This is a genomic window from Streptomyces sp. ICN903, assembly GCF_022015835.1.
GTDB classification, from domain to species: domain Bacteria; phylum Actinomycetota; class Actinomycetes; order Streptomycetales; family Streptomycetaceae; genus Streptomyces; species Streptomyces fenghuangensis.
Genome location: NZ_JAKMAY010000130.1, coordinates 3,049 through 15,220, shown reverse-complemented (window position 1 = coordinate 15,220; position 12,172 = coordinate 3,049). Strand labels below are relative to the sequence as shown.

The 12,172-nt window shown below is 72.8% G+C and carries 10 protein-coding genes and 1 riboswitch; of the genes, 7 read left to right on the top strand and 3 right to left on the bottom strand.

Annotated features, from left to right (window positions below):
- Positions 1-194: 194 nt before the first annotated feature.
- Both L7D48_RS15215 and otsB read left to right on the top strand, forming a co-directional pair.
- Complete coding sequence (locus L7D48_RS15215; protein ID WP_093658895.1) at positions 195-461, top strand: DUF3263 domain-containing protein; 267 nt, start codon at positions 195-197, stop codon at positions 459-461.
- Positions 462-499: 38 nt separating this feature from the next.
- The gene (gene otsB, locus L7D48_RS15210) at positions 500-1,363 is read left to right on the top strand and encodes a trehalose-phosphatase (protein WP_237879978.1); all 864 of its coding nucleotides are present in this window, start codon (positions 500-502) and stop codon (positions 1,361-1,363) included.
- A 222-nt stretch (positions 1,364-1,585) separates the two neighbouring features.
- Here the strand turns inward: otsB and L7D48_RS15205 are convergent, their stop codons facing one another.
- Together L7D48_RS15205 and L7D48_RS15200 are read right to left on the bottom strand one after the other, a co-directional pair.
- Positions 1,586-3,058 carry a trehalose-6-phosphate synthase gene (locus L7D48_RS15205; protein ID WP_237879977.1) on the bottom strand — a complete coding sequence of 491 codons (1,473 nt, stop codon included), beginning with the start codon at positions 3,056-3,058 and terminating at the stop codon, positions 1,586-1,588.
- A 246-nt stretch (positions 3,059-3,304) separates the two neighbouring features.
- Positions 3,305-4,264 carry a glucosyl-3-phosphoglycerate synthase gene (locus tag L7D48_RS15200; RefSeq protein ID WP_237879976.1) on the bottom strand — a complete coding sequence of 320 codons (960 nt, stop codon included), beginning with the start codon at positions 4,262-4,264 and terminating at the stop codon, positions 3,305-3,307.
- A 450-nt stretch (positions 4,265-4,714) separates the two neighbouring features.
- Positions 4,715-4,857: riboswitch (SAM riboswitch) on the top strand.
- An 18-nt stretch (positions 4,858-4,875) separates the two neighbouring features.
- Here L7D48_RS15200 and thrC point away from each other — a divergent pair.
- The 5 genes from thrC (at position 4,876) to L7D48_RS15175 (ending at position 10,937) form a co-directional block, all read left to right on the top strand.
- The gene (gene thrC / locus L7D48_RS15195) at positions 4,876-6,156 is read left to right on the top strand and encodes a threonine synthase (protein ID WP_237879975.1); all 1,281 of its coding nucleotides are present in this window, start codon (positions 4,876-4,878) and stop codon (positions 6,154-6,156) included.
- Entirely contained in the window at positions 6,153-6,431 is a 279-nt protein-coding gene (locus L7D48_RS15190; RefSeq protein WP_237879974.1) for a MoaD/ThiS family protein, read from the top strand. Before thrC ends, L7D48_RS15190 begins: the two co-directional genes overlap by 4 nt.
- Positions 6,432-6,919: 488 nt before the next feature.
- Positions 6,920-7,123 carry a cold-shock protein gene (locus tag L7D48_RS15185; RefSeq protein WP_004986573.1) on the top strand — a complete coding sequence of 68 codons (204 nt, stop codon included), beginning with the start codon at positions 6,920-6,922 and terminating at the stop codon, positions 7,121-7,123.
- A gap of 436 nt (positions 7,124-7,559) precedes the next feature.
- Positions 7,560-9,191 carry a chaperonin GroEL gene (gene groL, locus L7D48_RS15180; protein WP_237879973.1) on the top strand — a complete coding sequence of 544 codons (1,632 nt, stop codon included), beginning with the start codon at positions 7,560-7,562 and terminating at the stop codon, positions 9,189-9,191.
- Positions 9,192-9,443: 252 nt separating this feature from the next.
- Positions 9,444-10,937: a sodium:alanine symporter family protein gene (locus L7D48_RS15175; protein WP_237879972.1), complete on the top strand. Its 1,494-nt coding sequence runs from the start codon at positions 9,444-9,446 to the stop codon at positions 10,935-10,937.
- Between the two features lie 147 nt (positions 10,938-11,084).
- Here L7D48_RS15175 and murQ read toward each other — a convergent pair whose 3' ends face one another.
- Positions 11,085-12,083, bottom strand: a complete 999-nt coding sequence (gene murQ, locus L7D48_RS15170; RefSeq protein WP_237879971.1) for an N-acetylmuramic acid 6-phosphate etherase — start codon at positions 12,081-12,083, stop codon at positions 11,085-11,087.
- Positions 12,084-12,172 lie beyond the last annotated feature (89 nt).

Genomic DNA, 12,172 nt, shown 5'->3' with positions numbered 1-12,172 from the left:
GGGGCGTGGTGCGCTGTGGTGCGGGACGGGGCACGGGGTGCGGTCGGCTGTGGATCCCGGCGGGCGGGTACACGCACGTGGATAGCAGCCCCGGCCCGGGAGAGTGAAGCACCGTTGTCGAAGCGATACGCGATGGGGCGAGGGCCGTCCGGCCGCCGGGATGCGGTGTCCGAGCGCGGCAGTAGGTTGGAGGGGTGAGCACCGGCAGCGAGCAGCCGAGCGGCGGCAACGGCACCGGCGGCCTGTCCGAGGAGGACGAGGCCGTGCTCGCCGTCGAGCGCCGCGGCTGGCCGAACCCCGGTGCCAAGGAGCGCGCGATACGCGAGCGCCTGGGCATGTCCCCCACGCGCTACTACCAGGTGCTCAACGCCCTGCTCGACGACCCGCGCGCCCTGGCCCGCGACCCGGTCACGGTCAACCGGCTCCGCCGCCGGCGCGACGAGCGGCGCGGGCTGCGGTAGGGGCGGTGGGGGGACGGCCGCTGGGTATGGTCCCAGGCATGGGCAGCCACTCCTCACACACCTTCCCGGAGCAACTCCCCGTACCGACCACCCCCGCCGGACGCGACGGGCTGGCCGCGCTGCTGGCCGACCCCGGGCGGGCCGTGGTCGCCCTCGACTTCGACGGGACGATCGCCCCGATCGTCCCCGACCCCGACAGCGCCCGCGCCCACCCGGAGGCGGTGCCCGTCCTCAGCAGGCTGGCGCCGCTGCTGCGGGCCGTCGTCATCGTCACCGGGCGCCCGGCCGCCACGGCCGCGCGCTACGGCGGCTTCGCCGGGGCGCCGGGCCTGGAGCGTCTGGTGGTGCTCGGCGCGTACGGCGCGGAGCGCTGGGACGCGGCCACGGGCGAGACCCGCACCCCGCCACCCCACCCGGGTGTGGAGGCGGTACGCGCCGAACTGCCCGGTCTGCTGGAGGGGGCCGGGGCGCCGCAGGGCGTCCGGACCGAGGACAAGGGCCGTGCGCTGGCCGTCCACACCCGCCGGGCCGACAACCCGCAGGGCGCCTTCGAGCTGCTGCGCGGTCCTCTGGCCGAGCTGGCCGGACGGCACGGGCTGGCCGTGGAGCCCGGCCGCCTGGTGCTGGAGCTTCGGCCCCCGGGCATGGACAAGGGCATGGCCCTGACGGAGTTCCTCCGCGAGACGGGCGCCGCCTCGGTCCTCTACGGCGGCGACGACCTGGGAGATCTGGCCGCCTACGACGCGGTGGACCGGCTGCGCGGCGAGGGCGTGCCCGGGGTGCTGCTGTGCAGCGGCAGCGACGAGGTCACCGCACTGGCCGAACGGGCGGACCTGGTCGTGGACGGCCCCGCCGGGGTGGTGGGCCTGCTGGGGGCGCTGGCGGACGCGCTGGGGGCCTGACGCCCCCGGGGCCACGGGGTGTGCCACCCGCCGGCCCGTTCCCGCGAACCGGCGGCGCTCCCGCGAACCGGCGGCGCTCCCGCGAACCGGTGGCGCTCCCGCGGACGCCGCCGGCCGGGTCGCCGCCCCGCCGCCGGTGCCCGCGCGGGCACCGGCCTCGGGCCTCGCCGGGCCCGCCGCGGTCCTCCGGGCACGCCCGGAGGACCGGACGCCGGCCGGTGGTCAGTCGCGCAGTGCGTTCAGCTGGTCCAGGAACCACTTCGTGGGCGGCAGGGCCGTGGCCGCCGCGGCCAGGCGCTTGGTGCGCCCGGCGCGCTCGCCCGCGTCCATCGTCAGCGCCCGGTGCAGGGCGTCCGCCGTGGCGCCGATGTCGTAGGGGTTGACGGTGATGGCGTCCTCGGCCAGTTCGGCGAAGGCCCCGGCCTCGCGGGAGAGGACCAGCGCGCAGCCGCCGTCGGAGAGCACCGGGATCTCCTTGGCCACCAGGTTCATGCCGTCCCGGATCGGGTTGACCAGGGCGACGTCGGCCAGCCGGTAGGCCGCCAGGGAGCGCGCGAAGTCGTCCTTGAGGTGCAGCTCGACCGGCGTCCAGTCGCCCTCGCCGAACTCCGCGTTGATCCCGTCGGCTACGCGGGCGACCTCGTCGGTGTACTCGCGGTAGACCGCCAGGTCCTGCCGGGAGGGGTAGGCGAAGGCGACGTGCACGACCCGGCCGCGCCACTCGGGGCGGTCGGTCAGCAGCCGCCGGTAGGCGAGCAGGCCGCGGACGATGTTCTTGGACAGCTCGGTGCGGTCCACGCGCACGATCGCCCTGCGCGGCTCGCCGTCGGGCCCGCGGCCGATCTGCTCGCGCAGCAGCGCGATCCGGTCCTCCACGTCCGGCCGCCGGGAGCGCTCGCGCAGGAACTCGGCGTCGGCGCCCAGGCCGTGGACGCCTATGCGCGTCCGGCGGCCCTCGTGGGTGACGATCATCTCGTCGCCGCCGTCGGCCACGGAGACCTCCGCGCCCAGCAGCTTCACACAGCAGTCGGTGAAGGCGTTGGCCCAGCGCTGGGTGAGGAAGGCGGCCCGGTCGGCGCCCAGGATGCCGCGCAGCACCTCGGCGGCCACCCCGCCGTCCGGGTCGTCCGGCAGCATCCGGAAGTAGTCCGGCGGCGCCCAGGGGGTGTGGGAGAAGTGGCCGATGCGCAGGTCGGGCCGCCGCTCGCGCAGCATGGCCGGGACGAGGGTGAGGTGGTAGTCCTGCACGAGGACGGCCGCGCCCTCGGCGGCCTCCTGGGCCAGCGCGTCGGCGAACGCCGCGTTGTAGGCCTCGTAGGAGCGCCACTGCCGCTCGAAGTCCGCGTCGAAGACGGGCTCCAGCGGGGTCTGGTAGAGCATGTGGTGGACGAACCACAGCACGGAGTTGGCGATGCCGTTGTAGGCGTCCGCGAAGACGTCGGGCGCGATGTCGAGCATCCGCACCTGCTGGCCGCCGGTGTCCGCCGGGTCCAGCTCGCCGCCCGTGCGCCGCACCGCCTCGCGGTCGCCCTCGCCCAGTGCCGCGCAGACCCACACCGCGTCGCCCTTGACGGCCGACAGGCCGGACACCAGCCCGCCGCCGCCGCGTTTGACGGTCAGCTCGCCCCCCTCGCCGAGCGTGTGGGAGACGGGACCGCGGTTGGAGGCGACGAGTACCTGGTGCCGAGTGACCATGAGCGGAACCTAGCCGCTGTTCGTACCGCTCAAACGTACGGTTCTCGTCACACGGGGCGCGGGAGGCCCGCGGAGCCGGGGAGGCCGGGCCGGGGCGCACGGGCAGAGGCGCGTACGCGGCGCACGCACGGGGGAGCTCCCGCACCGGGCGGTGCGGGAGCGGCTGGAACGGCGCGCGCCGGGCCGGGTACGCACTTCACCGGCGCGCGCCGGGCCGGGGGTTCCCCCTTCTCGGGCTCGCGGCCCTCAGGCCGCCGTACGGCGGGCGGTGTACTCGGGGACGGTGCACATCGGCGGACGCTCCTCGGTGTCCACCGGGTGGGTGTACGGGACGAAACCGCCCCCGGGCACCCGTTCGAACTGCGTGAGCACCGGGCGTATCAGCGGGCCGCGCGCCTGCCGTACGTGGGCGGTGCGGTGTATCGCCGCGGCCATCCGCCCCAGCGCCAGCCCGTCCTGGTTGCGGTGCCTGCGCACCCCGACGTCCACCTGTGCGAGCGCGTCGAGCCCGACGGTGTGCAGCGCGTCCACCAGCAGGCCCAGTTCGACGCCGTAGCCGACGGGGAAGCTGAGCCGCTCCAGCAGTGAGCGCCGTGCCGCGTACTCGCCGCCCAGCGGCTGTACGAAGCCCGCCAGCTGCGGCCAGTACAGGTTGAGCAGGGGGCGGGCGACCAGCTCGGTGACCCGGCCGCCGCCGGCCGGGCTGTCGCCGATGGCGCGGTCGTACATCGCCTTGACCATCGCCAGGTCCGGGTCGGTCAGCAGCGGCCCGACGATGCCCGACACGAACGTGGTGTCGAACTCCCGCAGGTCCGCGTCGACGAAGCAGACGATCTCGCCGCTGGTGGCCAGCAGCGACCGCCACAGCACCTCGCCCTTGCCCGGCACCGTGGGCAGCCGGGGCAGCACCTCGTCGCGGTGCACCACCTTCGCGCCCGCGGCGGCCGCCACCTCGGAGGTGCGGTCGGTGGAACCGGAGTCCACCACCACCAGTTCGTCGACCAGTGGCATGTCGTCGGTCATCAGTCCGCGGCGGATGGCGGCGACTATGTCGCCGACCGTCGCCTCCTCGTTCAGCGCCGGAAGCACCACGCTCACGCTGCCCGCCGGTCCGGCGGCCCGCTTGGCGGCCAGCAGCCGGTGCAGCGGGCGTTCGGCAGCGCTCCATGAGCGTCGTTCCAGCCAGTGGTCGACCTCATCCAGCACGTGTGCCTCCCTGTCCTTGACGGTCCTCGCCGGTCCTCGCCGGTTCTCGACGGCTCTCGCGGTCCCGGCATTCCCGGTCGCCCCGGTGGCCCCCGCCGTCCCGGCGGTCCCAGGCATTCTGCGGGACCGGAGTCGCCCGGGTGATCTCGGCGTGTCTCCTGCTGTCGGTCGTGGTGCGGGTCGGCCGGGAGTGCCGGCCGTGGTCGGACCGTGGTTGCCCGCCACCGGCCGTCCATGCCCGGTGCCGGGCATGTTTCCGGGGCATTCGTCCGGGCCCGCCTTCCGGAGGGCGCCGGTGTCGTCCCCGTGTGCCTCTCGTCTCGCGGTTCGGACGGCCGGCCTTGCGGTCAAGGGCTTCGGTTACAGTCTTGGTCGACGCACGGGAGTTCCGCATCTCGGGGACCCCGTCGTGCACAAACGCCCCGGTCAGGGTATTGGCCGGTGCCATAGAGCTCATCCAGAGGGGCAGAGGGAACGGCCCGTTGAAGCCCCGGCAACCCTCCCGCCGGCACTCGTCGACAACAGTCCGAGGCCACGGTGGGGAAGGTGCCAATTCCGGCCTGCGGCGAAAGGCGTCGCGGGGAAGATGAGGAGAAAGGGCCTCGCCGACCATGGCTGTGCAGACTGTTGCAACCGACACCGATCTTTCGCTCGGTCCCGCCGTGGCGCTCTCCTGCCGCGAATGCGGTGAGCGCTTCCCGCTCGGGCCGATCTTCGCCTGCGAGGCGTGTTTCGGTCCCCTGGAGATCGCGTACGACCTGCCCGGGGGTGACCCGGAGGAGCTGCGGAAGCGGATCGAGGCCGGCCCGGACAGCATCTGGCGCTACGCCCCGCTGCTGCCGGTCCCGGCCGACGTGGCGGACAAGCCGAATCTGAACCCGGGCTTCACCAGGCTGGTCAAGGCCGACAACCTCGCCCGCGAGCTGGGCGTCACCGGCGGCCTGTACGTCAAGGACGACTCCGGCAACCCCACGCACTCCTTCAAGGACCGGGTGGTGGCCATCGCCGTCGAGGCCGCCCGCGCCTTCGGCTTCACCACCCTGTCGTGCTCCTCCACCGGCAACCTCGCCGGCGCGGTCGGCGCCGCGGCGGCCCGCGCGGGCCTGCGCTCGTGCGTGTTCATCCCGCACGACCTGGAGCAGGGCAAGGTCGTCATGGCCGCGGTCTACGGCGGCGACCTGGTGGGCATCGAGGGCACCTATGACGATGTGAACCGCTTCTGCTCGGAGCTGATCGGGGATCCGATCGGGGAAGGCTGGGGCTTCGTCAACGTCAACCTCCGCCCGTACTACGCGGAGGGCTCCAAGACCCTGGCGTACGAGATCTGCGAGCAGCTCGGCTGGCGGCTGCCGGACCAGCTGGTCGTCCCGATCGCCTCCGGCTCCCAGCTCACCAAGATCGACAAGGGGCTGCGCGAGCTGATCGCCCTGGGGCTGGTCGAGGACCGGCCCTACAAGATCTTCGGCGCCCAGGCCGAGGGCTGCTCACCGGTGGCGCGGGCCTTCAAGGACGGCCACGACGTGGTGCGGCCGGTGAAGCCGGACACCATCGCCAAGTCGCTGGCCATCGGCAACCCGGCCGACGGCCCGTACGTGCTGGACATCGCCCGCCGCACCGGCGGCGCGGTGGAGGACGTGGACGACGGGCAGATCGTCGACGCGATCAAGCTGCTGGCCCGCACCGAGGGCGTCTTCGCCGAGACCGCGGGCGGCGTGACCGTCGGCGTGACGAGGAAGCTGATCGAGGCCGGTGTGCTCGACCCGTCCCTGACCACCGTCGTCCTCAACACCGGCGACGGCCTCAAGACCCTGGACGCGGTGGCGCCGACCACCGGACCGTCCGCGATCATCCGTCCGAACCTGGACTCCTTCCGAGAGGCTGGCCTGGCATGAGCGTCACCGTCCGAATCCCGACCATCCTGCGCACCTACACCGGCGGCCGGGCCGAGGTGCCCGCCGAGGGCGCCACGCTCGCCGAGGTCATCGCGGACCTGGAGAAGAACCACCAGGGCATCTCCGCCCGGGTGCTGGACGACTCCGGCAAGCTGCGCCGCTTCGTGAACGTCTACGTCGACGACGACGACGTCCGCTTCGCCGACGGCCTGCGGACGCCGACGCCGGACGGCTCGGGCGTCTCCATCATCCCGGCCGTCGCGGGCGGCTGCTGACCGGACGGCCTTCGGCGCCGTACGCGCCACCGCATGCGGGCGGCCCCGCGCCCCCTCTCGCACGGAGGGGGCGCGGGGCCGCCCGCATGCGCGCTCCAGGGGGAGGGCGTGTACCACGGACAGGAAACGGAATTGGTAATTCCGACCCTTGGGGAGCGGTAGAGTGAGCATGCCTCCCCCCAAGTGCGCACTTCGGCGCCCATGAGAACGCGACAACTTGCGCCCGGATTTACCGCGTGAATTGTCGTGTCGGTCCGCTATGCCCGGCCCGAGTTGCCCCGCTTTCCCGCCGTTCATGTGCTTATCGGCAATCCGGCGTGACCGGAATTCTCGTCCGACAGACCTGTTGCGGAGGGCGTCTGCCCAGATACATTCAGCCGCGGTCGACGCGTTCCGGCGCACGCCGCCCCCTCTCGCCGGGGGGTGGTGACTGACCCGGGTCCGCGGAGCGCGGGCTCGCGCAAGGGCCGGCAATAGGGGAGTTAGGAATGGCTCAAGGCACCGTCAAGTGGTTCAACGCGGAGAAGGGATACGGCTTCATCGCGGTCGACGGTGGGGCGGACGTGTTCGTCCACTACAGCGCGATCCAGATGGACGGATACCGCACCCTTGAGGAAGGGCAGCGGGTCGAGTTCGAGATCTCGCAGGGCCAGAAGGGCCCGCAGGCGGACATGGTCCGCGTGACGGCCTGAAGCGCCGGACACACGCACCACGACGCACACCAGCAGTAGACGGCACAGGAGGGCCCGCGTCCCGGCAGGGGTGCGGGCCCTCCTGTTGTGTGCCGCGCGCCCGCGCACCGGAGCGGGCCCGCGGTCCCGTCCGCGCCCCCGTGTCCGCCTGCCCCGCGTCTCCGTGCTCCCCGTCCCAGCGCCCGTACCGCCGGGTACGGGCACGCGGAACACCTGCGCGCTTGCACTCGGAGGGGTCGAGTGCTAATCATTGGCGTTAGCACTCTGAAGGTGAGAGTGACAAAGCAAGGACCGGTTCGGTGAGGTCCGCAAGCCCGGTGGAGCAAGGAACCGCCGGGCCGGTGGGCCGTCCGTCGCGGGCGCCAGAGCGGTCCGGAGACATCCCAAACCCGCCCCTGGCCTTCGGCATGGGGAACCCCAGGGAGGACCACTTCACATGGCCAAGACCATCGCGTTCGACGAGGAGGCGCGGCGCGGCCTCGAGCGCGGGATGAACCAGCTCGCCGACGCCGTCAAGGTCACGCTCGGCCCCAAGGGCCGCAACGTCGTCCTTGAGAAGAAGTGGGGCGCCCCCACGATCACCAACGATGGTGTCTCCATCGCCAAGGAGATCGAGCTCGAGGACCCGTACGAGAAGATCGGCGCCGAGCTGGTCAAGGAGGTCGCGAAGAAGACCGACGACGTCGCCGGTGACGGTACGACCACCGCGACCGTCCTGGCCCAGGCGCTGGTCCGCGAGGGTCTGCGCAACGTCGCCGCCGGCGCCAACCCGATGGCCCTCAAGCGCGGCATCGAGAAGGCCACCGAGGCCGTCTCCGCCGCCCTGCTGGAGCAGGCCAAGGAGGTGGAGACCAAGGAGCAGATCGCCTCGACCGCCTCCATCTCCGCCGCCGACACCCAGATCGGCGAGCTGATCGCCGAGGCCATGGACAAGGTCGGCAAGGAAGGCGTCATCACCGTCGAGGAGTCGCAGACCTTCGGCCTGGAGCTCGAGCTCACCGAGGGCATGCGCTTCGACAAGGGCTACATCTCCGCCTACTTCGCCACCGACATGGAGCGGATGGAGGCGGTCCTGGAGGACCCCTACATCCTGATCGCCAACTCCAAGATCAGTGCCGTCAAGGACCTGCTCCCGCTGCTGGAGAAGGTCATGCAGGCCGGCAAGCCGCTGCTGATCATCGCCGAGGACGTCGAGGGCGAGGCCCTCTCCACCCTGGTGGTCAACAAGATCCGCGGCACCTTCAAGTCCGTCGCCGTCAAGGCCCCGGGCTTCGGCGACCGCCGCAAGGCCATGCTCGGCGACATCGCCATCCTCACCGGTGGCCAGGTCATCTCCGAGGAGGTCGGCCTCAAGCTGGAGAACGCCGGTCTGGAGCTGCTGGGCCGCGCCCGCAAGGTCGTCATCACCAAGGACGAGACCACCATCGTCGACGGTGCCGGTGACAGCGAGCAGGTCAACGGCCGCGTGAACCAGATCCGCGCCGAGATCGAGAACTCCGACTCCGACTACGACCGCGAGAAGCTCCAGGAGCGTCTGGCGAAGCTGGCCGGCGGCGTGGCCGTCATCAAGGCCGGTGCCGCCACCGAGGTGGAGCTCAAGGAGCGCAAGCACCGCATCGAGGACGCGGTGCGCAACGCCAAGGCGGCCGTCGAGGAGGGCATCGTCGCCGGCGGTGGCGTGGCCCTGCTGCAGGCCTCCGCGGTCTTCGAGAAGCTGGAGCTCGACGGAGACGAGGCCACCGGTGCCGCCGCGGTCAAGGCCGCGCTGGAGGCCCCGCTGAAGCAGATCGCGGTCAACGCCGGCCTCGAGGGCGGCGTCATCGTGGAGAAGGTGCGCAACCTGACCCCGGGCCACGGCCTGAACGCCGCCTCCGGTGAGTACGTGGACATGATCGCCGAGGGCATCATCGACCCGGCCAAGGTCACCCGCTCCGCGCTGCAGAACGCCGCCTCCATCGCGGCGCTCTTCCTCACCACCGAGGCCGTCATCGCCGACAAGCCGGAGAAGGCCGCGGCCGGCGCCGACGCCGCCGCCGCTGCCGGCATGGGCGGTGGCATGGACTTCTGATCCGCCCCGCGGATCGGTGGTTCCCACCGGGCGCGTACCGTGCGCACGGTGACGAGGGCGGCACCCCGCGAGGGGTGCCGCCCTCCCGTATGTCCAGGATGTGAGATTTGGCACCGCGTCGCGGCCTGCCCCAGGAGGCGGCGCACCGGATAGCCTCCCGTGGGCCGCGTACGGGCGATCCCTCCCGCGGCGCCTTCACTCTGTTTCCAGAGCCGAACCCACCCCACACGACTCCTGGACGGCACCTACGCGATGAGCACGCTCGAAACAGTGATCGTCGAGATCAACGACCACTTCTGGACCTATCTGCTGATCCCCCTGGTGGCCGTGGCGGGCCTGTACTTCACCGTCCGCTCCAAGGCGATGCAGATCCGGCTCCTGCCGGAGATCGTCAGGACGGTCGCGGAGCGGCCCCGCGCCGGGGCCGACGGGAAGAAGCCGATCTCCCCGTTCGGCGCCTTCACCATCTCCGCCGCCGCCCGCATCGGCACCGGCAACATCGCCGGCGTCGCGGCGGCCATCACCGTCGGAGGGCCGGGCGCGGTCTTCTGGATGTGGATGATGGCCCTGGTCGGCGGCGCCTCCGCGTTCGTGGAGTCCACCCTCGCCCAGCTCTACAAGGTGCGCGACCGCGGCAAGGGCGGCGAGGGAGCCTACCGCGGCGGCCCCGCGTACTACATGCAGCGCGGCCTGGGCCGGCGCTGGATCGGCGTGCTCTTCGCCGTGATCATCACCCTGACCTTCGGCCTGGTGTTCACGGCCGTGCAGTCCAACACGATCGCCTCGGTCACCGCCGGATCGCTGGGCGCGGACGGCGACGGCGGCTCCGGCTGGGTCGCCCCGGTCGTCGGCGCGGCCCTCGCCGTGCTGCTCGGACTGGCCGTCTTCGGCGGGGTGCGCAGGATCGCCTCGGTCACCAAGGTGCTCGTCCCCGTGATGGCCGTGATCTACCTGCTGGTGGGTCTGGCCGTGGTGGTGCTCAACTTCTCCGAGGTGCCGCGCGTCCTCGCCGACATCGTCGGCGGCGCCTTCGGCCTGCGCGAGGTCGCCGGAGGCGGCATCGGCGCGGCGATCCAGCAGGGCGTGCGCCGCGGCATGTTCTCCAACGAGGCCGGCCTGGGCTCCGCCCCGAACGCCGCCGCCGCGGCCGAGACCTCCCACCCGGTCAAGCAGGGCCTGGTACAGACCCTGGGCGTCTTCTTCGACACCCTGGTGGTCTGCACGATGACCGCCTTCGTCATCCTCTCCGCCAACCCGGAGCTCTCCGGGCGCCAGGGCGCCGACCTCACGCAGTCCGCGCTGCAGGAGACCCTGGGCGGCTGGGCCGGCCACCTGCTGACGCTGGTGGTCTTCCTGCTCGCCTTCAGCTCGATGATCGGCAACTACTACTACGGTGAGTCCAACATCGAGTTCATCACCCGCAGCCGCTCGGTCATGTTCGGCTACCGGGGGCTCGTCCTGGCCGCCGCGTTCCTGGGCGCGCTGGGCTCGCTGAGCGTGGTGTGGAGCCTCGCCGACGTCACCATGGGCGCCATGGCCCTGGTCAACCTGCTGGCGATCCTGCCGCTGTCGGTGATCGCCTTCCGGCTGATGGAGGACTACCTTGCCCAGCGCCGCGCGGGCCTGGACCCCGTCTTCACCCGCGACCGCCTGCCCGGCCTGACCGGTGTGGAGTGCTGGGAGGCGGCGCCGGCCGCACGCGGCGGGCAGGACGAGTCCGCACGGGCGGGGGCGCGGAACGGCTGAGCCGGCCGCCCGGTCCGGGCGCGGACACCACCCGCGCCCGCGGCCCCCGGCGCGCACCATCCCCTTCCGGTGCGCGCCGGGGGCTTTCGCACGCGCGTGCCCGCCGTACGCGTCCCGCCGCGTCCCGCCGCCGGGGTGCGCGGGCCGTCAGCCGCGCGCCGCCTCCAGGGCCGCGCGCAGCCGGCCGCCCGACTCCCTCAGCAGCCGCTCGGCCGTGGGACCGTCCACCTCGCCCAGGATGGTGAGGATGGCGTTCTTCACCTCGCCGCCGGTGGCCGCCAGCGCGGACTCGATCCGCTCCTCGCTCGCCCCCGTGGCCAGCGAGACGATACGGCGCGAGCGGGCCCGCAGCTTCTCGTTCGAGGCGCGTACGTCGACCATCAGGTTCCCGTACGTCTTGCCCAGCCGGATCATGGTGATGGTCGAGATCATGTTGAGGACCAGCTTCTGGGCCGTGCCCGCCTTGAGCCGGGAGGAGCCGGTGATCAGCTCCGGGCCCACGACGACCTCGATGCCGTGGTCGGCCGCCGCAGCCAGCGGCGAGCCGGAGTTGCAGGACAGCCCGACCGTCAGCGCCCCCAGCCGCCGCGCGTGCTCGACCGCGCCGACGGTGTACGGGGTGCGCCCGGAGGCGGAGACGCCGACCACCACGTCGTCGGGGCCCAGCCCCAGCCCGTCGAGGTCGGCCGCGGCGAGGTCGGGGCGGTCCTCGGCTCCCTCGGCCGCGCTGACCAGCGCGTCCGGGCCGCCCGCGATCACCCCGACGACCTGGGAGGGATCGGTGTCGAAGGTGGGCGGGCACTCGCTGGCGTCCAGCACGCCCAGCCGCCCGGCCGTCCCCGCCCCCGCGTAGACCAGCCGGCCGCCGCGCGCCATCCGCTCGGCGGTGGCGTCGATGGCGGCGGCGATGCGCGGGAGCTGGGAGGCGACGGCGGTGGGGACGGTGGCGTCCTCCCCGTTCATGACCCTGGCGATCTCCAGGGTGGGAAGTCGGTCGATCTCGGACAGGTCGCTGCGGAACGCCTCGGTCGTGAGCGTATCCAGCTCGGCGCGCAGCCGGTCGTACGCGCCGTCCGGATCGCGGGAGTCGAGGGGGTCGCCGGGATCGCCGGGTTCGCGGCCGGCGGCGGTCGGGGAGGAGGTCATGACGGTGCGGCTCTTTCCGTTTCTTCCGGATGCCGGGGCCGGCCACCGGGGCCGGCGCCCGGGCAGGGGTGTGGGGGGTTGGGCGGTGC